19 protein-coding genes are annotated in these 19,963 nt (G+C 58.3%); 8 read left to right on the forward strand and 11 right to left on the reverse strand.

All coding sequences use genetic code 11. The annotated features are described in order from the left end of the window. Positions 1–61: 61 nt before the first annotated feature. From AC2I9W_RS06540 to AC2I9W_RS06570, 7 genes are all read right to left on the reverse strand, one after another. Positions 62–961, reverse strand: coding sequence for a carbohydrate kinase family protein (locus AC2I9W_RS06540; protein ID WP_486409198.1), 900 nt, complete (start codon positions 959–961; stop codon positions 62–64). A 26-nt stretch (positions 962–987) separates the two neighbouring features. Further along, positions 988–2,097 (reverse strand): zinc-ribbon and DUF3426 domain-containing protein, encoded by a 1,110-nt coding sequence (locus AC2I9W_RS06545; RefSeq protein ID WP_486409199.1) that lies wholly within the window; start codon positions 2,095–2,097, stop codon positions 988–990. A 61-nt stretch (positions 2,098–2,158) separates the two neighbouring features. Further along, complete coding sequence (gene prmA / locus AC2I9W_RS06550) at positions 2,159–3,049, reverse strand: 50S ribosomal protein L11 methyltransferase (RefSeq protein WP_486409306.1); 891 nt, start codon at positions 3,047–3,049, stop codon at positions 2,159–2,161. Positions 3,050–3,196: 147 nt separating this feature from the next. Then, positions 3,197–4,555 (reverse strand): acetyl-CoA carboxylase biotin carboxylase subunit, encoded by a 1,359-nt coding sequence (gene accC, locus AC2I9W_RS06555; RefSeq protein ID WP_486409200.1) that lies wholly within the window; start codon positions 4,553–4,555, stop codon positions 3,197–3,199. Positions 4,556–4,679: 124 nt separating this feature from the next. Then, positions 4,680–5,138, reverse strand: a complete 459-nt coding sequence (gene accB / locus AC2I9W_RS06560) for an acetyl-CoA carboxylase biotin carboxyl carrier protein (RefSeq protein ID WP_486409201.1) — start codon at positions 5,136–5,138, stop codon at positions 4,680–4,682. 147 nt (positions 5,139–5,285) lie between these two features. Next, positions 5,286–5,837 carry a TlpA family protein disulfide reductase gene (locus tag AC2I9W_RS06565; RefSeq protein WP_486409202.1) on the reverse strand — a complete coding sequence of 184 codons (552 nt, stop codon included), beginning with the start codon at positions 5,835–5,837 and terminating at the stop codon, positions 5,286–5,288. Next, on the reverse strand, positions 5,830–6,432 hold the full coding sequence (locus tag AC2I9W_RS06570; protein WP_486409203.1) for a hypothetical protein: 603 nt from the start codon (positions 6,430–6,432) through the stop codon (positions 5,830–5,832). The genes AC2I9W_RS06565 and AC2I9W_RS06570 overlap by 8 nt, the downstream gene beginning before the upstream one ends. A gap of 311 nt (positions 6,433–6,743) precedes the next feature. Between AC2I9W_RS06570 and mpl the strand changes: the two genes are divergently transcribed. Next, complete coding sequence (gene mpl, locus AC2I9W_RS06575) at positions 6,744–8,150, forward strand: UDP-N-acetylmuramate:L-alanyl-gamma-D-glutamyl-meso-diaminopimelate ligase (RefSeq protein WP_486409204.1); 1,407 nt, start codon at positions 6,744–6,746, stop codon at positions 8,148–8,150. Between the two features lie 164 nt (positions 8,151–8,314). Here mpl and AC2I9W_RS06580 read toward each other — a convergent pair whose 3' ends face one another. After that, positions 8,315–8,632 carry a hypothetical protein gene (locus AC2I9W_RS06580; RefSeq protein WP_158393515.1) on the reverse strand — a complete coding sequence of 106 codons (318 nt, stop codon included), beginning with the start codon at positions 8,630–8,632 and terminating at the stop codon, positions 8,315–8,317. A 382-nt stretch (positions 8,633–9,014) separates the two neighbouring features. Here AC2I9W_RS06580 and AC2I9W_RS06585 point away from each other — a divergent pair, with 382 nt between their 5' ends. Further along, positions 9,015–9,386 carry a YqcC family protein gene (locus AC2I9W_RS06585; protein ID WP_486409205.1) on the forward strand — a complete coding sequence of 124 codons (372 nt, stop codon included), beginning with the start codon at positions 9,015–9,017 and terminating at the stop codon, positions 9,384–9,386. 116 nt (positions 9,387–9,502) lie between these two features. Here AC2I9W_RS06585 and AC2I9W_RS06590 read toward each other — a convergent pair whose 3' ends face one another. Then, positions 9,503–10,663, reverse strand: a complete 1,161-nt coding sequence (locus AC2I9W_RS06590; protein ID WP_486409206.1) for a 3-deoxy-7-phosphoheptulonate synthase — start codon at positions 10,661–10,663, stop codon at positions 9,503–9,505. A gap of 294 nt (positions 10,664–10,957) precedes the next feature. Between AC2I9W_RS06590 and AC2I9W_RS06595 the strand changes: the two genes are divergently transcribed. Continuing rightward, positions 10,958–11,203, forward strand: a complete 246-nt coding sequence (locus AC2I9W_RS06595; protein ID WP_486409207.1) for a hypothetical protein — start codon at positions 10,958–10,960, stop codon at positions 11,201–11,203. Between the two features lie 15 nt (positions 11,204–11,218). Here the strand turns inward: AC2I9W_RS06595 and tldD are convergent, their stop codons facing one another. Together tldD and rodA are read right to left on the reverse strand one after the other, a co-directional pair. Then, positions 11,219–12,679, reverse strand: a complete 1,461-nt coding sequence (gene tldD / locus AC2I9W_RS06600) for a metalloprotease TldD (protein WP_486409208.1) — start codon at positions 12,677–12,679, stop codon at positions 11,219–11,221. 382 nt (positions 12,680–13,061) lie between these two features. Next, positions 13,062–14,243: a rod shape-determining protein RodA gene (gene rodA / locus AC2I9W_RS06605; protein ID WP_486409209.1), complete on the reverse strand. Its 1,182-nt coding sequence runs from the start codon at positions 14,241–14,243 to the stop codon at positions 13,062–13,064. 180 nt (positions 14,244–14,423) lie between these two features. Between rodA and AC2I9W_RS06610 the strand changes: the two genes are divergently transcribed. From AC2I9W_RS06610 to mtgA, 5 genes are all read left to right on the forward strand, one after another. Further along, the gene (locus tag AC2I9W_RS06610) at positions 14,424–15,008 is read left to right on the forward strand and encodes a YqiA/YcfP family alpha/beta fold hydrolase (protein ID WP_486409210.1); all 585 of its coding nucleotides are present in this window, start codon (positions 14,424–14,426) and stop codon (positions 15,006–15,008) included. Between the two features lie 165 nt (positions 15,009–15,173). Continuing rightward, a complete protein-coding gene (locus AC2I9W_RS06615) occupies positions 15,174–17,246 on the forward strand; it encodes a ribonuclease catalytic domain-containing protein (protein ID WP_486409211.1) in 2,073 nt (690 codons plus the stop codon). Positions 17,247–17,275: 29 nt separating this feature from the next. Continuing rightward, positions 17,276–18,136 (forward strand): energy transducer TonB, encoded by an 861-nt coding sequence (locus AC2I9W_RS06620; protein ID WP_486409212.1) that lies wholly within the window; start codon positions 17,276–17,278, stop codon positions 18,134–18,136. 161 nt (positions 18,137–18,297) lie between these two features. Then, entirely contained in the window at positions 18,298–19,164 is an 867-nt protein-coding gene (gene aroE / locus AC2I9W_RS06625) for a shikimate dehydrogenase (RefSeq protein ID WP_486409213.1), read from the forward strand. 12 nt (positions 19,165–19,176) lie between these two features. Then, complete coding sequence (mtgA, locus tag AC2I9W_RS06630) at positions 19,177–19,893, forward strand: monofunctional biosynthetic peptidoglycan transglycosylase (protein WP_486409214.1); 717 nt, start codon at positions 19,177–19,179, stop codon at positions 19,891–19,893. The last annotated feature ends 70 nt before the right edge of the window (positions 19,894–19,963 follow it).

Consider the following 19,963-nt stretch of genomic DNA (forward strand, 5'->3'; position numbering starts at 1 on the left):
CTTGCGAGAGTCGGGCTTTTTTTACGAGTTGCTGCAATGAGCTGCAGCAACGTCGCATCCATCAAGGCTGAAAATTCAGCTGATAGTTTTGCGGGCCTCGGCTGGCAATCTTCAAAGCACCCATGCGGTTGCCAAGCTCGGCACAGCGCACCAGCTCCCAGCCGCGCTCCAGTCCAAACAAGAAGGCTCCGCGCCAGGCATCGCCACAACCTGTGGGGTCAACCACAGCCTCGGGCTTGACTGGAGCCACCAGGGTTTTCTTGCCTTGCTCCCAGACTTCGCAGCCTTCAGCACCCAGCGTCACGATCAGACCGCGCACTTGTTGGGAGATCTGCTCGAAGCTCAAGCCCGTGCGCTCGCTCAGCATCTTGCCTTCGTAGTCGTTCACAGCCACCCAGTCGGCTTGATCGATAAAAGCCTTGAGCTCATCACCATTGAACATGGGCAAGCCCTGACCTGGATCGAACACAAAAGGAATACCTGTAGCCTTGAACTGCGCCGCGTGATCAATCATGGCCTGACGCCCATCGGGAGCCACGATACCCACTTTGACCTCCGCTGCCATATCGGCAGTGATCTGGTTCTCGTGCGCCTGCATCATGGCACCGGGGTGGAAGGCCGTGATCTGGTTGTTATCACGGTCCGTCATGATCATGCACTGCGCCGTATGCGTGGTTTGCAACTGACCCACGTGGCGAGTTTCAATGCCCAGATCCTTGAAGCGTTGCACATAGTCGGCACCATCGCTGCCTACCATGGCCATGGGGCGCGCATCCCCGCCCAATAGCTTCAGGCTGTAGGCAATATTGCCGGCGCAACCACCAAAATCGCGGCGCAGCGTGGGCACCAGAAATGACACATTCAGGATGTGCAGCTGGTCGGGAAGAATCTGGTCCGCAAAACGACCATCAAAGGTCATGATGTTGTCGAATGCCAGCGATCCACAGATCAAAGCGGCCATGGTGCTTTCTCTTTCAAAAAATCAAATCAGGGGTAGAAAACCAGTGCCCTATAGCCCGCTACGGCAGCGCCAAGATCCTGTACTTGCACAGGAACATTCACGCTCCACTCTTCGCGGGCCTGCAGATGCGGCGGGGCACCCAGAGGCTTCAGGTCGATCACGCGACGCAGCAAGGGCTTGTCCTGTGCATCGGTCAGAGTCAACTCGGCCATCGGGGTGGCCACAGTCACGTCGGAGCGATTCTCCAACGTCAGACTCCATTGGTATTGATGGGCATCGGCGAGCTGTTTGAAACCCGAGCCGCTGATGACCACATCGGCAATTTCACGGCGAGCTTGCAGCTCACAGCCTGCCAAGCGACAAGCTTGCTCCAGAGTCGGTGCCAATGCAGGATATTGCGCAGCCAGCGCATCACGCTGCTGCCACGCATATTGACCTGCAACACCGGCCACAGCAAGCAGCGACCCCAGCACCAGAACCACGCGCATACCTGCTGAATGCCAGAACGCCTTGCGTCGGGCTTGGCGCACAAAGCCGGGCTCATCACCAGCAGCGAGTTCGAGCTTGTCGCCACCCTCTGCTTCGACTTGCTGCGCTTGCTGAGATGGCAGAGACTCTCCCTCATCAAAAGGGGCTGAGACATGCGATACATGGGCCAATAAAGGCTCCCTCTGCACGGCAGAGTCTTCACTTTCGACCCAAGGCTTGGCCTGATCAGCGAATGAAGGCTCGGGTGTTGAAGGAGATGCTTTCTCCTCCACCTCTTCTTGCGCCTCGGCTATCTGCTCAGCCTCCTCCACACTGGTAAAGGCCATCGGCTCAGAATTTGAATCAAAGTGAGCCTTAGCCTTTTCAGGTATTGAGTCAACTGCTTCCAAAGAAGGAGCACCAAACTGTGCTTCCACCGCCGGCGCCACCTCCTCAGCTGCCGCTCTCACAGGCACCTCAGCCGGTACCGACGGATGCTTTGCAGCTTCTGTGTGCAGCAACTCATCGGGTACAGACTGCAAGTTCTCAGAGGCATCAAAGACAGCCTGGCACACTCCGCAGCGCACCCAGCCCTGCGAGATACGCAACTGATCCGCAACCACTTTGAAGCGGGTTCCACAGGAGGGGCAACGGGTGACTTGGCTCATCGGGATGCAATTGTAGGCAGCAACACCCCGCACACCAGCCGGTGCACGGGACAGGGGGCAATCAGTCGGCGCGCTGGGCCGTCATCAAAATCCACCCATCTTCGCTATCGGCCACTTCAAGCTTGAGATAAGGCGCATAAGCCTCCTTCAGCTCATCAGCTTGGCGCTCCAGAATACCGGCCAGCACCAGATTCCCCCCCGCCTTCACGCGACCGCACAGCAGTGGGGCCAGCACCTTCAGAGGTGTGGCCAGAATATTGGCCAGCACCGTCTGGTACTCACCACCGGTGGCATCAGGCAGACCTGCGTTGACCTCCACATGGTTGGCGCTGGTGTTGTAGTTGGTGGACTCCACGGCTGCAGGGTCAATGTCCACCGCATCAATGTCCGTCGCACCAAACTTGGCAGCACCAATGGCCAAAATGCCCGAACCACAGCCGTAGTCCAGCGTGCGCCCCAGGGCACCCTTGGGCTGACGTGCAATCCAGCGCAGGCACATGCGGGTCGTGGGGTGGGTACCGGTGCCAAAGGCCAGTCCTGGGTCCAGACGAATGCTGACCTTGGCCTGCTCTGGCAACTCATGCCAGGTAGGCACAATCCAGAACTCGGGCGTGATTTCCACCGGCTCGAACTGCGACTGCGTCAAGCGCACCCAGTCCTGCTCAGGCACGGGCTTGACGGCCAGCACCTTGCAGCCCTCAAAGAAGTCCTGCAGTTGCAGCAGCGTACGCGCTTCCACCGCCTTGGCTTCATCGGGATACAGGGCAATCACACGGCTGCGGTTCCAGCCACCTTTGGGGGCAGGCATGCCGGGCTCACCGAACAGAGCTTGCTCTGCATCGGTCTGTGCATCGGCATCTTCGACGGACACGCTCAATGCATCCAGTGCATCCAGCGCTTCGCTAATGGTTTCGACCCGGTCTTCGGGGCACATCAGGCTCAGCTCAAACATGGCCATCCTTTCTTGCAACTGCAGCGCTTTCATCAGCTTGACGCATGACAGAGCAGCCATGGCAGTTGTACTTTCCTGAAAAACGAAAATGCTGGCCTCCGTTTCCAGAGGCCAGCATGGGAACTCAGAGCGGCAAGGCTCCTGATCTCATCGCTTGTTGGTATTGCGATGCGTCAACCACTCTTCCAGGTAGTGGATGTTGGTGCCGCCCTCCATGAACTTGGAGTCGACCATCAGATCCTGGTGCAGCGGGATATTGGTGTTGATACCTTCCACCACTGTCTCCAGCAAGGCCGTACGCATGCGGGCCATGGCCTGCTCACGCGTGTCGCCGTACGTGATGATCTTGCCGATCATGGAGTCGTAGTTAGGGGGCACAAAGTAGTTGTTGTACACGTGGGTGTCCACGCGCACGCCAGGACCACCGGGTGCATGCCACATGCTGATGCGGCCGGGCGAAGGGATGAACTTGTAGGGATCTTCCGCGTTCACACGGCACTCGATGGCGTGGCCCTTGAACTCGATCTGACGCTGGGTAAAGGGTAGCTTTTCGCCCGCAGCGATCATGATCTGGGTGCGCACGATGTCGATGCCCGTGATCAGCTCGGTGATGGGGTGCTCCACCTGCACGCGGGTGTTCATTTCAATGAAATAGAACTCGCCGTTTTCGTACAGGAACTCGAAGGTACCCGCACCGCGGTAGCCGATCTTCTTGCAGGCCGCAGCACAGCGCTCACCAATCTTCTCGATCAGGCGACGGGGAATGCCTGGGGCCGGCGCTTCTTCGATCACCTTCTGGTGGCGACGCTGCATGGAGCAGTCGCGCTCGCCCAGGTACACGGCGCTCTTGTGTGTATCGGCCAGCACCTGAATTTCCACGTGACGTGGATTTTGCAGGTACTTTTCCATATACACAGCAGGATTGCCGAAAGCAGCACCGGCTTCCGCCTTGGTCATCTGCACGGCATTGACCAGCGCAGCCTCGGTGTGCACCACGCGCATACCGCGACCACCGCCGCCACCCGATGCCTTGATGATCACAGGGTAGCCAATGGTCTTGGCGATACGCTTGATAAGCACGGGATCGTCAGGCAACTCACCATCAGAGCCCGGCACGCAGGGCACGCCAGCCTTGATCATGGCTTGCTTGGCCGAAACCTTGTCACCCATGGTGCGGATGTTTTCGGGAGTCGGGCCAATAAAAGTGAAGCCGCTCTTTTCCACACGCTCTGCAAAGTCAGCGTTCTCGGACAAGAAGCCGTAACCAGGGTGGATAGCCTCAGCATCCGTCACCTCTGCCGCCGAGATGATGGCGGGCATATTCAGGTAGGACAGAGGAGAAGGCGCGGGGCCAATACACACGGCCTCATCGGCCAGCTTGACGTACTTGGCATCACGGTCGGCTTCGGAATACACCATCACCGCCTTGATACCCAGTTCACGGCAAGCGCGCTGGATGCGCAGGGCGATTTCACCCCGGTTGGCAACCAAAATTTTCTTAAACATGAAGTTCCTCGCAGCTTGTTGCCTGTGCTTCGGCACGGGCCACTGCCAATGACTCAGTCGCGCAGCCTTCGGCCAACGCACCTAGGCGCTGCAATGCTTGGTGCATGCAACGCCTCATGATCTATCACTCGATCACGAACAGAGGCTGACCGTATTCCACAGCCTGACCGTTTTCGCCCAGGACACGAACGATGGTGCCGCTCTTGTCGGCTTCAATTTCGTTGAGGATCTTCATGGCTTCAACGATGCAGATCGTGTCGCCTTCCTTGACCTGGCTGCCCACATCCACAAAGGGCTTGGCACCGGGGCTGGAAGCACGGTAGAACGTACCCACCATCGGGGACTTGACCACATGGCCTTCAACGGCTGCAGCAGGTGTTGCAGCGGCGGCTGCAACCACAGGAGCGGCAGCAACGGGAGCGGCCATCACAGGAGCAGCTTGCACGGGCGCTGCAACGTATTGGTGAACCACACCTTCGCTCTTGACGATACGGACCTTGCCCTCTGCTTCGGTGATCTCCAGTTCCGAAACATTCGATTCGGACACCAGGTCAATGAGGGTCTTGAGTTTTCGCAAATCCATGGGAGCTCCAGCGACTTATTTCTAAACAGGGCGCGAATTTACCTCAAATTCGCCCTTCTGCGTGCATTGGCGCATATTTTTCAACAACGTCGCCATGGAATTTGGTTACCTACACTTTTCTGACGACAAGAGCAATGCTCATTCGCTCTATTTGCTCCAATTTGCCAGATCTTCGCTGGAAAGCTCACCTATTTTACGTTGCCTGATTTGTCCCTTCGCATCGAAGAGTACCGTGAATGGCAGTCCCCCTTGCAGGTTTCCCAAGGATCGCGTCAGGCCGAGCCCTCCTTGCATGCTGATCCCGACGGGAAACTGCACTGGCTGACGCTGCAAAAATCGCTGCACAGCCTCGCTTTTATCAACCGCCAGACCCACAACCTGGATGCCATGACGGCCCTGGCTGAGCGCAAATTCACTGAGCATGGGAAGCTCTTTAACGCAGGGGGGGCACCAGGTCGCCCAGAAGTTCAGCAGCAATGGGCGCCCCTTGAAATCAGCCATGGCGAAGGGCTTGCCGTCAGGGGTTTCAAGAACCTGAGCCCATAACTGCGCTTCTGCGCCTGACTCCACCGCTTGCGGCTCGCTTCTGCGCCACGCCACGCCGGCTCCCACCGCTGCAGCGACGACTGCCACTGAGCCCGTCAACCACATTCGGCGCGAGCGATCTGTCGCTTTGTTCTCAGAGGTGTTTTCACTCATCTCGGCTTTCCTCCAGCAGCTTTCGCAAGGCGTTGGCATCTCCGCGCGGGCTGCGCCCCTGTGCATCAGGCTTCATGGCTCCGCGCATATCGTCATGGTCATAGACCATCAGGTGCACGCCAACGCTCTCATTAATGGGTTTGCACAATGCATGAATGGACAAGGCCTCTACCGGCTTGCCCTGAAAGCCCGTCACTGTGCTTGGCTCGTACTGCACATGGTTGTTGATCAAGGCAATTTCTGCCGACTTAGGGTCATCACAGAACAGTTGCAGATAAATATCCGACAGCCTTGTGGCCGTGCCGCGCCAGACGGCTCCCGCCAGGTGCGGGCGAAACTCCTGCAGCCTGTCCATCCAGACCAGCGCCAGCTCGCGCAGCGCCTTCAACTCCCGGGGCTGCGTGTCACTGCAAAACAGCTCTATATATTCACGCACGGCCGCTTCCAGCAGATCGTTGTCAGGCAGGGCTGTGCGCGAAGGCAAACCCAGCTGACGTACCGCTCGATGCTTGGCGGGGCCCCATTCCAGCCCCTCTTCCACCACGATTCGAGCCGCTGCTTGAGCGATTTCAGCAGTCACGTTATCCATACTCATAGCGCAATTCCATCGCGCCCACCGCAGCAGGCGCGGCAGGTCATGCAGGCATTGTGGCCCAGATGAATACAGACCTTGAATGGCCGCACTGAATGGGCGCATTTGGAGTTTGTAGCCGCTTACCTCTGCTAACTGTTTACTTTTGATAGCTGCATGCGCTTGACCTACCTCATATCCAAAGAGGAATCACCTTGAAACGCCCATGAAACGAGCTCAAACAGCTATCAATTTGACAAGAAACGTAACCACAGAGCTTGCTGCAGCCCATGGCTCGCATCCAGGCCATACGGGCAAACGTAGAATCCCCGCCCATGCACATACATATTCTGGGCATTTGCGGCACCTTCATGGGAGGTCTGGCCGCCTTGGCACGTGAAGCCGGCCACAAAGTCACGGGTTGCGATGCGGGCGTCTACCCGCCGATGAGCGACCAGTTGCGTCAGCTCGGCATTGAGCTGATTGAGGGCTACGGCGTCGATCAGATTGCGCTCAAGCCTGATATGTATGTGATCGGCAATGTCGTCAGCCGCAAGCGCCTGCCTGACGGCTCGCCCAAATTCCCGTTGATGGAAGCCATTCTGGACACGGGTGCCGCCTACACCAGCGGCCCGCAATGGCTGGCCGAGCATGTGCTGCACGGCCGCCATGTACTGGCCGTCGCAGGCACCCATGGCAAGACCACCACCACGTCCATGCTGACCTGGGTGCTGGAATGCGCCGGACTGCAACCGGGCTTTCTGGTCGGCGGCGTACCGCTGGACTTTGGCGTCTCCGCCCGTCTCGGGGCCTCTCAACGTCCAGCCACCGGCCCGGGCCCTGTCGGCAACAAGCCTGTGTTTGTGATTGAAGCAGACGAGTACGACACCGCCTTCTTCGACAAACGCAGCAAGTTTGTGCATTACCGTCCACGCACAGCCGTGCTCAACAACCTGGAGTTCGATCACGCAGACATCTTTGATGATCTGGCCGCTATCGAGCGCCAATTCCACCACCTGATCCGCACAGTCCCCTCCACAGGCCGCGTGGTGGCCAACGGTCTGGAAGAAAGCCTGACCCGCGTGCTGAGTCAGGGCTGCTGGAGCGAAGTGCGCAATTTCGGCTCCGCTGTCAGCGATTTCAGCGCCGAAGGCGACCCCAGCAATTTTGCCGTGCTGCACCATGGCAAAAAAGTGGCACAGCTGAACTGGAGCCTGACAGGCACACACAACCAGCTCAATGCACTGGCCGCCATTGCTGCCGCCGATCACGTAGGCGTCAGTGCCACAGTGGCCTGCGAAGCCCTGTCACGCTTTCAGAACGTCAAGCGCCGCATGGAACTGCGCGGCACCGTGAACGGCATCGATGTCTACGACGACTTTGCCCACCACCCCACGGCCATTCGCACGACGCTGGACGGCCTGCGCCGCAAAATCGGCCCCGATGCCCGCATCCTGGCCGTCTTCGAGCCGCGCAGCAACACCATGAAACTGGGCACCATGAAAAGCCAGCTCCCCTGGTCGCTGGAAAGCGCCGACCTGTCCTTCTGCCACACCGCAGGTCTGGACTGGGATGCCGCAGAGGCCCTGCAACCCATGGGCGAACACGCCAAGGTGGCTGACAACATTGATACTCTTTTGCAACAAGTCACTGCAGCCGCACGGCCTGGCGACACCATCGTCTGCATGAGCAACGGTGGCTTTGGTGGCATACACGCCAAGCTGCTGGAAGCCCTGAAATAAGAAATGCCCGCAAATGCGGGCATTTCCATAGACTCTCTCAAAAACTGGCGCACTCCCAGCCAGAGACACCAAGGAAGCGCTGTCGCGCACCGAAGGTGTCGTCCCCCTTCCATAGCGCGCAGCGCGTAGAGAAAGGGGGAAGCCGCAAAGCGGCTCAGGGGGTATCAATAACTAATAGACATCGCCGGCACATCCACCCGAACCAGCGGTTTGGACAACACTGCCTGCGCTGCGACGGCATAGGCATTGCGCCACTCTTCGTTTTCAAATAGCTCAGGACGATTGCGCGCTGCGCGAGCGACGACAACCAGCTTGTCTGCCAGCAGCACCTTCCCCGTGGCACGCAAAGGCTCACAGTCCAGAGAGACAAACTGTTGATCTAGCCAGCGACGCCCTTCATCCGAACTCACAGTGGGCAAGGCCTGGGTATCTACCCGGTATTCACGCTCACCATCCAGAACCACGATTACTTCACTACGCATAAATCTCCTATCGCCAGGTGACTCTTGCACCATTTGTTGTCATATCCACAGCTTAATAGGGGTCCAGAGGCCCAAACCGCTTCAAGCTGACGACTTGTCGCCATTGAGATTGGCTCATTCAACAAGCCAGTGCTCTGTTTTCTGCATCACAGCAGTTACCAAGTTCATCTGTAAAAGATGATGATGAATCATCAAACTTCATAGCAGCCTTGGTACAACTGTAATCAATATAAGGACATAAATCTTTTTCTCAAGGTCCAACGAGGGGACTGTAACCCGCTGGTTATCGCAAGCCACTTCCCACCTTGAAATAACCGCAAGAGGTCGCATCTACCAGACTCCTCTTTGCCAGCACTTGTGCAAAGTTTCAGGGAATACCATCATGACCGCCGACAACATCCATCAAGAACTACGCGAGCATCTCCAGCAACTGGAAGCAGAATTGCAAGTCCAGAAGCTCTGGTCAGCTATCGCTCCTGACCCCAAAGCCTTGGAGTCGGTCACGCCTTTCATGTATGACACGCTCAAGCTGCATGAGTGGCTGCAATGGGTTTTTATCCCTCGTCTGCATGCATTGCTGGATATCAAAGGCAACCTACCCCATCAAAGCCATATCCATCCGCTGGCTGAACACGAGTGGGAACAGCGCACAGACTTTGACAAGCATCATCTGCTGCTGCTGCTGTCCCGCATCGATGCCACGCTGAACGGCTGTGAGATGACGCCAACCTCCTCCATTGATGCCAAGCACTGAACGGCGCTTCTCAACCTCTCACATATAGAGTCCGTAGATAAGCAACAGGCCACGAGACGCAAGTTTCGTGGCCTGTTTGTCAGCATTCATGCAGTTCGCTTTGTAGCGCTTAGCATTCAGGCAACAGCTTCCACCTCCTTGTGCGCTGCCACCGCCGCTGCGCGGCGCTTGAGCACAGCCTGAGACAACTCTTCCAAAGTCGCCAGAGAATCATCCCAGCCCAGACAGGCGTCGGTAATGCTCTGGCCATAGGTCAGGTTGCAAACTTCATCCTTGCCGGGGGTGAACTTCTGGGCGCCGCCCACTAGGTGGCCTTCGATCATCACGCCGAAGACGCTGTTCGAGCCACCAGCAATCTGGCCTGCGATGTCACGCGCCACGTCCTTTTGGCGCTCGTGCTGCTTGTTGCTGTTGGCGTGACTGCAATCCACCATCAGCGAAGGCGTCAGACCTGCAGCTTCCAGATCCTTGCAGGCGGCAGCCACATGCTCTGCGTCGTAGTTGGGCGTCTTGCCGCCGCGCAGAATCACGTGGCAGTCCTGATTGCCGCCCGTGTGCACGATGGCAACCTGGCCATTCTTGTGCACAGACAGGAAGTGGTGACCACGGCTGGCCGACTGAATGGCGTCAGTGGCTATGCGAATATTGCCGTCCGTGCCATTCTTGAAGCCGATGGGCGCCGAGATGCCTGAAGCCAGTTCACGGTGCACCTGGCTTTCCGTCGTACGGGCACCAATCGCACCCCAGCTGATCAGGTCGCCGATGTACTGGGGCGAGATCACATCCAGGAATTCGCTGGCGGCGGGCACGCCCATGCGGTTGATATCGATCAGCAACTGGCGCGCAATGCGCAGGCCTTCGTCGATGCGGTAGCTCTGATCCAGGTAGGGGTCGTTGATCAGCCCCTTCCAGCCCACAGTGGTGCGGGGCTTTTCGAAGTACACGCGCATCACCACTTCCAGCGTGTCCTTGTACTGCTCACGCACCACAGCCAGGCGGCGGGCGTAGTCCAGAGCCGCAGCAGGATCGTGAATCGAGCAAGGACCAACGATAACCAGCAGGCGATCATCCTGCGCACGCATGATGTTGTGGATGCTGCGGCGGGTGTCGCTGATCAGCGTCTCCACGGCGGTGCCGCGAATGGGAAAGAAGCGGATGAGATGCTCTGGCGGGGGTAACACTGTGATTTCCTTGATACGTGCGTCGTCGGTCTGGCCTGTCTTGGGAGAGCCGGGGCGATACCAGGAATCGGCGGAGGAAGTGTTCAGAGCAGTCATGGCAATCTTTCGTGAGAGTCGTTGATCGTTGGAAACCGGGGTTGCTGAAACGTAAGGGTGAAAAAAAACCGCCGGGCTTTGCAGCTTCGGCGGTTCTTTGGGAGGTGTTTGCAGGGTGCGCGCGTTTACCTCTCAGCCGCCGGGGGCGAGAACCAAAAGTAAAAGAAATAAGCGCGTTGCGTTTGCATATCTTTCAATGTAGCACAGCTGTTTTGCATTGCAACATTCACTGCTTGCGCGGCTGTCTTGCCTAAAAGCGCGCCTTCCTCTGAAAAAAGGATTTTTTTATTTAATTTGAAAAGCAATTTTTATGCGTATTTTTTAATTTTTCTGATTTTTATTCAAAATAAAATAAATTATTTAGGAATCAATGCAATTTTTCACCATCTACACAGTTTTCCCGGCCATGACTCTAAAAGTCTGCAAAAAGCCTTACTGACAGGTGCTTTGAAGCGTGGCTTCAGCCCAGAAATGACAAAACCCCGGCCTGCCATGCAGAGCGCGGGGTTCATAGAGTCAGCAAGCAAAACCGCTGAATGAAGCGACTTACTTAAATCAGGCCGTACCGCCCACGGTCAAACCGTCGATGCGCAGCGTAGGCTGGCCCACGCCCACCGGCACGCTCTGGCCTTCCTTGCCGCAGGTGCCCACGCCCGAGTCCAGTCGCATGTCGTTGCCGATCATGCTGATGTGCTTGAGCGATTCAGGGCCGCTGCCAATGATGGTCGCGCCCTTGACGGGGTACAGGATCTTGCCGTTTTCCACCCAGTAGGCTTCGCTGGCCGAGAACACAAACTTGCCGCTGGTGATGTCCACCTGACCGCCGCCAAAGTTGGTGGCATACAAGCCCTTCTTGATGGAGCCGATGATCTCCTGCGGATCCTTGTCGCCACCCAGCATATAGGTGTTGGTCATGCGCGGCATGGGGATGTGAGCATAGCTCTCTCGGCGGCCATTGCCCGTGGGCTTGACGCCCATCAGACGAGCATTCATCGAATCTTGGATATAGCCCTTGAGAATGCCGTCCTCGATCAGCACATTGCTCTGGCTGGCGTGGCCTTCATCGTCCACATTCAGTGAGCCGCGGCGGTCGGCAATCGTGCCGTCATCCAGCACGGTGACGCCCTTGGCTGCCACACGCTGGCCGATACGACCACTGAACGCGCTGGAGCCCTTGCGATTAAAGTCGCCTTCCAGGCCGTGTCCCACGGCTTCGTGGAACAGCACACCGGGCCAGCCCGGGCCCAGAACCACAGTCATCACACCAGCAGGTGCGGGGCGCGAGTCCAGATTCACCAGCGCAGCATGCACGGCTTCGTCCACATACTGGCTGATTTGTTCATCGCTGAAATAAGCCAGACCAAAGCGGCCACCACCACCGGAGGAGCCGACTTCGCGGCGCCCCTTTTGCTCGGCAATCACGGTGACCGACAGGCGCACCAGCGGGCGCACGTCGGCAGCCAATGTGCCGTCAGCACGGGCCACCAGCACCACGTCGTATTCACTGGCAAGGCCTGCCATGACCTGCACCACACGCGGGTCCTTGGCGCGAGCCAGCTTCTCGACCTTGCCCAGCAGTTCGACCTTGGTCGTGCTATCCAGCGTGCTGATGGGATCCAACTCTGGATACAGCGATCGGCTTTGCGCAATTTTTGCAGCACGCGCCTTGACGCGACGCGTCTGAGATGCAGCAGAGATAGAACGCACGGTACGGGCAGCGTCCAGCAAAGAGGCTTCGGAGATATCGTCGGAATAAGCAAAGGCCGTCTTCTCTCCACTCACGGCACGCACGCCTACACCCTGGTCGATAGAGAAAGAGCCGGTTTTGACAATGCCCTCTTCCAAACTCCAGCCTTCGGCTCGGGTGTATTGGAAATAGAGGTCGGCGTCATCCACCTGGTGCGAGCGAATTTCCGCCAATGCACGGGTCAGATGGGACTCGTCTAGGCCAAATGGCTCAAGCAGCAATTGACGGGCCGTGGCCAGACGTTCGATGGTGGGTTCGCGGGAAATCATGAGTGCATTGTAGAGATAGCTGCAAGTCCTGACTTGCTACAGGCTGCGCATAAAAAAGAGCGGAATGCTGCCCCACCAGGCTGAACAACATTCCGCTCCATTCAATTAGCTTCGCGCTTACCGGGCTCCGCCCCGCCCGCTTTGCAGGACAGAACACTCAGAGCCTTTGCCGCTCCCGCTTGATCAGTCTTTTGGCTCTCTAGAGCCGTTTGTAAACGCTGTTGGCAGTGCAGGCAAGGTTTTCCAAGGAACTACTGACATTTTTCTACGATCTAAGAACGCCACTTTGGCATCAATTTTTTCATCAAGTCGCACTTAAACCAATATCAAGCAAGCCTATTCAGCTCCTTTTTCAGAAGCATTCTCGCCTGACACCGGGTCTTCACGCATGGGGAAGATGCCCATCACCACCCGGCAATTGCCGCTGCGCTCTGGACACGGACATCAGCACCCCAAGCGCCAGCCCCAAGGTAACCATGGCTGTACCACCATAGCTGATGAAAGGCAAAGGCACGCCAACGACAGGCAGGATGCCACTGACCATGCCCATATTCACGAACGCATAGGTGAAGAAGATCATGGCCACAGCTGCCGCCATGAGTCGCCCAAACAGCGAGTTCGCATTCATGGCAATCGCCAGCCCGCGCCAGACCAGCAGCAAGAAGCCAACAATGATGAACAGGTTGCCCATCAGGCCAAACTCCTCCGAGTAGGCAGCAAAGATGAAGTCCGTGGTGCGCTCGGGGATGAATTCCAGGTGGGTCTGCGTCCCCGCCATGAAGCCTTTGCCCCAAACTCCACCAGAGCCAATGGCAATCATGCCCTGAATGATGTGAAAGCCCTTGCCCAGAGGATCGCGCGTGGGGTCCAGCAAGGTGCAGACCCGGGTACGTTGGTAATCATGCAAGAAGTACCAGCTCACACCATCAGCGCATAGTTGCGGCTCAAACCAGACGATCAGAAAAATGCCGATGGCAGCCAAGGCTACGGGCGGCAAGATGAGCTTCCAGGGCAAGCCCGCAAAGAAAATGACCGATAGACCTGCGGCCATGACCAGCAAGGATGTCCCCAGGTCCGGCTGCTTCATGATCAGCCCCACCGGCACCATCAACAGCACAAAGGCGATCACAAAGTCCGAAGCGCGCAAATTGCCTTCACGGCGCTGAAACCACCACGCCAGCATCAGTGGGGTTGCAATTTTGAGCAGTTCGGACGGCTGAATCACCACGCCCACATTCACCCAGCGCGTCGCCCCTTTCTTGGTAATGCCGAACAGCGCTACCGCTACCAGCAAGACCACTCCCAACGCATATAGCGGCACAGCCACCTTCATCAGCTGCTGAGGCGGAATTTGAGCCAGCAAAAAAAGCAGACCCGCCGCAATCAGCATATTGCGGCCGTGATCCACAAAGCGTGTCCCATGGTCGAAGCCAGCTGAGTACATGGCCAAAAGCCCAGCCCCAGCCAGCATGGCAATAAAGAGGAGCAACCAGAAGTCAAAGCCGCGAAACAGCGGAACAATGCGTTGCAACAGCGAGGGCTTATCGAATTCGATGGCGGACATGGGCGGCAATTATCGGGGGAGAGGGCTGCCGTGCACGCTGCAGGGTTGCAGCTTTGCTGACAAGTTCTTGTGTCTCCCGTCTTCGCCTCACTCTCTTGGGCTTTATCCCCTGATAGTCTTGGGGCCGACCATCCACAATGACGAAGACACAAGCGCTTTTTACAAGAGGAGATTGCCGCCATGACGACCACCCACCTGCTGTATCTGCACGGCTTTCGCTCCTCCCCCCAGTCCAACAAGGCTCGCATCATGAGCGAGCATGTCGCGACCCGGCACCCTAAAGTCCGCTGGTGGAGCCCTCAGCTTCCGCCCTCCCCTCGCGAGGCCGCTGCGGTCATTGCCGAAGGCATCGCCAACTGGCCACGCCAGAGCATGGCCGTCATGGGCTCATCACTGGGTGGCTATTACGCCAGCTGGGTAGCCCAGCTGGCACGATGCAAGAGCGTAATGATCAACCCGGCGGTCAATCCGGCACGGGACTTGGAGAAGTACATCGGAGAACAGTCCAACTGGCATGACCCTGACGACACTTTTTTCTTCCGTCCCGAATACATCGAAGAGCTACGCCAGCTTGACACCAGTGCCATGACTCCTGCAGCCCCCGAGATGGTGCTGATCGCCCAGGGAGATGAAGTACTGGACTGGAACGAGATGAGTGAGCGTTACCCGCACGCACTGCAGCTGGTACAGGAGGGCGGAGATCATGCTCTGAGCAACTTTGCGGAGTATCTGGACAGAATCGACGAGTTTCTGTCACTGGCTTAAGCCTCTGAAGCGCGCCCCACCTTCTCCAGCACGACGTCACGGCCTAACAACACCTGGACCCGCCAACAGCCCAATCCCTCCACGCTCACGATATTGACTGATCTGAGACATGAACTCGGTCACTTGTAAGCGCCGATTGTTCCGCTCGTGGGAAAATGCGCGGCTATGCACGCACTGTTTGAAGAAGCCGGCAAATTTCTCGCCGGCCGCATCCTCTCTGAAGCCGAATCCTCTGCCCAGGTCGAACTGGACTCGGGGAAGCGGGTCAAGGTCAAAGCCGCCAATATCCTGCTTAAGTTCGACAAGCCCGCGCCTGCCGAGCTGATTGCACAAGGCCAGGCCAAGGCAGAAGAGATCGAGCTGGACCTCGCTTGGGAATTCGCCCCGGAAGAAGAGTTCGGCTTCGCCGATCTGGCGCGTGACTACTTCTCCGAATCCGCCACTGTGACCGAGCAAGCCGCCGCATTGTTCCGTCTGTATGACGCGCCGCACTACTTCCGCCGCGCAGGCAAGGGCCGCTTCAAGAAAGCTCCTGCAGAAATCCTGCAGCAAGCCCTGGCAGCCATCGAAAAGAAAAAGCAGATTCAGGCCCAGATTGACAGCTGGGCAGAAGAGCTGGGCCGCGGTGAATGCCCTCAGCCCATTCGTGAGCAGCTCTACAAGATTCTGTTCAAGCCCGACAAGAACGCGCCTGAATACAAGGCCGTTGTCGAAGCCAGCCGCGCCACCAAGATGGCCCCGCTGGAGCTGCTGCACCGCGCAGGTGCCATCGACTCCGCCTACCAGTTCCACTGGAAGCGTTTCTTGTTTGACAACTTCCCCAAGGGCACGGGCTTTCCGGCCTTGCAAGCGCCTCAGCCTCCGTCCGATCTGCCACTGGCCGATGTGCAGGCCTTCTCCATCGACGATTCGGCCACCACTGAAATCGACGACGCCCTGTCCGTCACGGGTCTGGGCACCGGAACGGTGACCGTAGGCATCCACATTGCTGCTCCCGGCCTGGCCATCACTCCCGGCAGCGACCTGGACAAGCTGGGCCGAACCCGCCTGTCCACGGTCTATATGCCGGGGTACAAGATCACCATGCTGCCCGACGATGTGGTGCATATCTACACACTGGACGAGGGGCACTCCAACCCCGCTGTGTCGCTGTATGTGCAGATCAACGAGGAAACGCTGGAGACCATCTCCAGCGAAACCCGACTCGATCGCGTTCCCGTGGAAGTCAATTTCCGCTACGACAAGCTCGATCACATCGTCACCGAGGAATGGCTGGCCGACCCATCGATTGAGGTCGAAAACACGCCTAAAACCTTGCAGGGAAAGCGCAACGAGCTCACATTTTTGCAGCGCTGGTCTAAGTTCCTCAAGGCCAACCGCGAAGTGGTGCGCGGCAAGCCCGAGAACTTCAACCGCCCGGACTACAACTTCCGCCTCGTCGGCAATGACGGCGCCGAGCCCAATGGCAGCGAGCAGGTGCAGATCAGCGTGCGCAAGCGTGGCGCGCCGCTGGACCTGATTGTGGCCGAAGCCGCTATCGTGGCCAACAGCACCTGGGGCCTGATGCTGGCAGAGCATGGTGTGCCTGGCATCTACCGCAGCCAGGCCAGCTTGGCACCCGGCGTCAAGGTACGCATGTCCACCAAGGCGCTGCCCCACGCCGGCATTGGCGTGAAAGCCTACTCCTGGGCTACCTCGCCCCTGCGCCGCTATGTGGACCTGGTCAACCAGTGGCAGATCATTGCCTGCGCCCGCCACGGCAAGACGGCCGCCCTGGCAGCGCCCTTCAAGCCCAAGGATGCAGAGCTGTTTGGCATCATCAGCAGCTTTGACGGTGCCTACAGCGCTTACAACGGCTATCAGGCTGGCATGGAGCGCTTCTGGACACTCAAGTATCTGGAGCAGAACGGCATTACCGAGCTGACGGCCAGCGTATTCAAGGAAGGACCCAACGGCTCCTTCCTCGTGCGCGCCGACAATCTGCCGCTGGTGCTGCCCGTGCTGGGCGCGCAAAACCTGCCACGCGGCGCCCATGTGCGCGTCAAGCTCGGCGAGATCGATGAAATCTCGCTGGATATTTCGGGCACGCTGATCGAGCGCCTGGATGCGGGTGCCGATGCCCAGGCGGAAGGTGACGACAGTGGCGAAGACGATGACGAGGCTGTTGCCGGTCCCATCTCCATTGCCGTGGACATGAACGACGCCGAAGCTCCTGCTGCTGACAAGCAGCAATCCTGACCCCACTTCTCATTGCTCCAGACGCTGCTGTGAAACTGCCAACCTCTCTTCAACGACTGAGCACGCTGCAACTGGCGCTGGGCGTCTCGATTGCCGTCCACGCCGTGCTGCTGACCATTCAGTTTGTAGATCCGGAGCGCTTTGAGCGCGTGTTTCAGGACACGCCGCTGGAAGTGATTCTGGTCAACGCCCGCGCCAACGAAGCTCCGGACAAGGCGCAAGCCATAGCCCAGACCTCGCTGGCAGGCGGCGGCGATGCCGACAAGGGCCGGGCTACCAGCCCCATGCCCTACTCGGCACTGACGGCCGTGGGTGACGACTTTGAAGAAAAGCAACGCCAGATTGATGCCATGCAGGAGCAGCAAAACCAGTTGCTGACCCAGCTGCGCCAGCAGGTAGCCGCTCTGCCGCCCATCGACCCGCGCCTGAGTGCTGAAAACAAGGCCAAGGAAGCTCAAGAGGAAAAGCGGCTGCAGCTCATCAAGCTGCTGGCCGAGATTGAAAAACGCATCAACGAAGAAAACGCCAGACCAAAGAAACGCTACATCAGCCCCGCGACCAAGGAGGCTGTATACGCTGTCTACTACGATGCGCTACGTCGCAAAGTGGAAGACAAGGGCACAGAGAATTTCCCCGAGAACAAGGGCAAAAAGCTCTATGGCGAACTGGTCATGATCCTGACAGTGAACCATGATGGCCGGGTGCTTTCGACCGAGGTGGTGCAAAGCTCGGGCAACCGCATGCTGGACACCCGCGCCGAAGCCATTGCCCGCGCCGCCGGACCCTACGGACACTTTGGCCCGGCCATGCGCGCCAAGGCAGACCAGATTGCCGTGGTCTCGCGCTTTAGGTTTACGCGGGAGCAGACGTTGCAGACGGATGTGAGGTAATGGATTGACACCTCTTGAGGCGCTTTGCCGCTTCTCCCTCTCTGGCTTTGCTTCGCAATGCCGGAGGGGGACGACACCATCGCTGCGGGGCGGCCCTTGCTTGGTGTCTCTTTGTTGGGCCGCGCCAGTTTTACAAGTATTACTTGCACAGGCTTTTCAATATGCCAACGACTCTTGACTCCTACTGCGTCACAGGCAACCCTGTGGCCCACAGCCGCTCGCCCTGGATTCATGCCCGCTTTGCCGAGCTAACGGGCCAGCCGGTGCAATATGACCGGGCTCTGGTGCCACTGGACGGCTTTGCAGACTTTGTGCGCGACTTTGCCGCGCAAGGTGGCAAGGGCTGCAATGTGACCGTGCCCTTCAAGCTGCAGGCGGCCGAGCTGGCCACCAGCGCCAGCGAGCGTGTGCGGCTGGCCGGTGCGGCCAACACCCTGGTCTTTAGCGACAGCGGCATTCATGCCGACAACACCGATGGCCTGGGTATCGTTGCCGACATCACACGCAATGCTTGCATCGCCATCGCCGGGAGCGATGTGCTGCTGCTGGGCGCGGGCGGCGCAGCAGCAGGCGCACTGGGCTCGCTGCTGGAGCAAAAGCCCCGCCGCCTAGTCGTGGTCAATCGCACCCATGCCAAGGCGCAGACTCTGGTGAAGCAGCATGAAGCCATTGCTGCACTACATAAAGTAGAGCTGATAGCGCTTGACAGGAAAGAGCTTGAGGCCGATTTGACCAATAATTTCGACATCGTCATCAACGCTACGGCCAGCAGTCTGGCCGGGGCCGATGTGCCAGCCCCGGCATCGGTACTGCACGCGCGCACTCTGGCCTACGACATGATGTACGGGCCCGCCGCTCAGCATTTTCTGGACTGGGCCAGCAGCCACGGCGCGCTCGCCCGCGATGGTCTGGGTATGCTGGTCGAGCAAGCTGCTGAGTCTTTTGCGCTGTGGCGCGGTGTTCGCCCTCCATCTGCGCAGGTGCTGGCCGAGCTACGCGAGCTGCTGCTGGCCGAAGCAGCCGGCTAAACGCGAGCTGCCATGAAAGCCATAGGCCGACTGCTGTTGCTGGTGCTGTGCGCCGGACTGCTGCTGCAATTGTTTTTTGTAGCACGCATCGCACTCATGGCCTGGGTGAATCCCGAATCAACCACCTATCAGCGCACGGAAGCTTGGCAGCTCTCACACAGCGATGATGGCTTGCGCTGGCGCCAGCAATGGGTGGATTACAGCCAGATATCCAGCAACCTCAAACGCGCAGTCATTGCGTCCGAGGATGCGGGTTTCATGGAACACCACGGCGTGGAATGGCAAGCTATTGAGAAAGCCTGGAAGCGCAATATCAAAGCCGAAGCCAGGGCAGACCAGTCTGACAACGGCAAACCCGCCAAGGTCTATGGCGGCTCCACCATTACCCAGCAACTGGCCAAAAACCTACTGCTGTCGGGCGAGCGCAATTTTTTGCGTAAGGGCCAGGAGCTGGTGCTGGCGCAATTACTGGAGTTGATGCTGAGCAAACAGCGCATTCTGGAGATCTACCTCAACAACGTGGAATGGGGTCAGGGCGTATTTGGCGCTGAGGCTGCCGCCCAGCATTACTTTCGCAAAAGTGCTGCCAAGCTCAACACCGCCGAAGCGGCGCGGCTGGCGGCCATGCTGCCTGCGCCCAAGCGCTTCGAGAAAATGCCGCAGTCGCGTTATCTGGCACAACGCAGCCGCACCATTGCCCGATACATACCCATGATTAGCCCGCCCTGAGGCGCTTCGCGCTTTCCCCAAAAAGGCGTCACCTTTGCCGCGAGGTGGCTCTTGCCCGGTGACACCGATT

It is taken from the genome of Comamonas sp. FUJ_7, assembly GCF_057369555.1.

Excerpts from the sequence above, each read along its gene's own strand:
- AC2I9W_RS06540 (WP_486409198.1), bottom strand. The coding sequence starts at position 961 with ATGGCCGCTTTGATCTGTGGATCGCTGGCATTCGACAACATCATGACC.
- AC2I9W_RS06545 (WP_486409199.1), bottom strand. The coding sequence starts at position 2,097 with ATGAGCCAAGTCACCCGTTGCCCCTCCTGTGGAACCCGCTTCAAAGTG.
- prmA (WP_486409306.1), bottom strand. The coding sequence starts at position 3,049 with ATGTTTGAGCTGAGCCTGATGTGCCCCGAAGACCGGGTCGAAACCATT.
- accC (WP_486409200.1), bottom strand. The coding sequence starts at position 4,555 with ATGTTTAAGAAAATTTTGGTTGCCAACCGGGGTGAAATCGCCCTGCGC.
- accB (WP_486409201.1), bottom strand. The coding sequence starts at position 5,138 with ATGGATTTGCGAAAACTCAAGACCCTCATTGACCTGGTGTCCGAATCG.
- AC2I9W_RS06565 (WP_486409202.1), bottom strand. The coding sequence starts at position 5,837 with ATGAGTGAAAACACCTCTGAGAACAAAGCGACAGATCGCTCGCGCCGA.
- AC2I9W_RS06570 (WP_486409203.1), bottom strand. The coding sequence starts at position 6,432 with ATGAGTATGGATAACGTGACTGCTGAAATCGCTCAAGCAGCGGCTCGA.
- mpl (WP_486409204.1), top strand. The coding sequence starts at position 6,744 with ATGCACATACATATTCTGGGCATTTGCGGCACCTTCATGGGAGGTCTG.
- AC2I9W_RS06580 (WP_158393515.1), bottom strand. The coding sequence starts at position 8,632 with ATGCGTAGTGAAGTAATCGTGGTTCTGGATGGTGAGCGTGAATACCGG.
- AC2I9W_RS06585 (WP_486409205.1), top strand. The coding sequence starts at position 9,015 with ATGACCGCCGACAACATCCATCAAGAACTACGCGAGCATCTCCAGCAA.
- AC2I9W_RS06590 (WP_486409206.1), bottom strand. The coding sequence starts at position 10,663 with ATGACTGCTCTGAACACTTCCTCCGCCGATTCCTGGTATCGCCCCGGC.
- tldD (WP_486409208.1), bottom strand. The coding sequence starts at position 12,679 with ATGATTTCCCGCGAACCCACCATCGAACGTCTGGCCACGGCCCGTCAA.
- rodA (WP_486409209.1), bottom strand. The coding sequence starts at position 14,243 with ATGTCCGCCATCGAATTCGATAAGCCCTCGCTGTTGCAACGCATTGTT.
- AC2I9W_RS06610 (WP_486409210.1), top strand. The coding sequence starts at position 14,424 with ATGACGACCACCCACCTGCTGTATCTGCACGGCTTTCGCTCCTCCCCC.
- AC2I9W_RS06615 (WP_486409211.1), top strand. The coding sequence starts at position 15,174 with ATGCACGCACTGTTTGAAGAAGCCGGCAAATTTCTCGCCGGCCGCATC.
- aroE (WP_486409213.1), top strand. The coding sequence starts at position 18,298 with ATGCCAACGACTCTTGACTCCTACTGCGTCACAGGCAACCCTGTGGCC.
- mtgA (WP_486409214.1), top strand. The coding sequence starts at position 19,177 with ATGAAAGCCATAGGCCGACTGCTGTTGCTGGTGCTGTGCGCCGGACTG.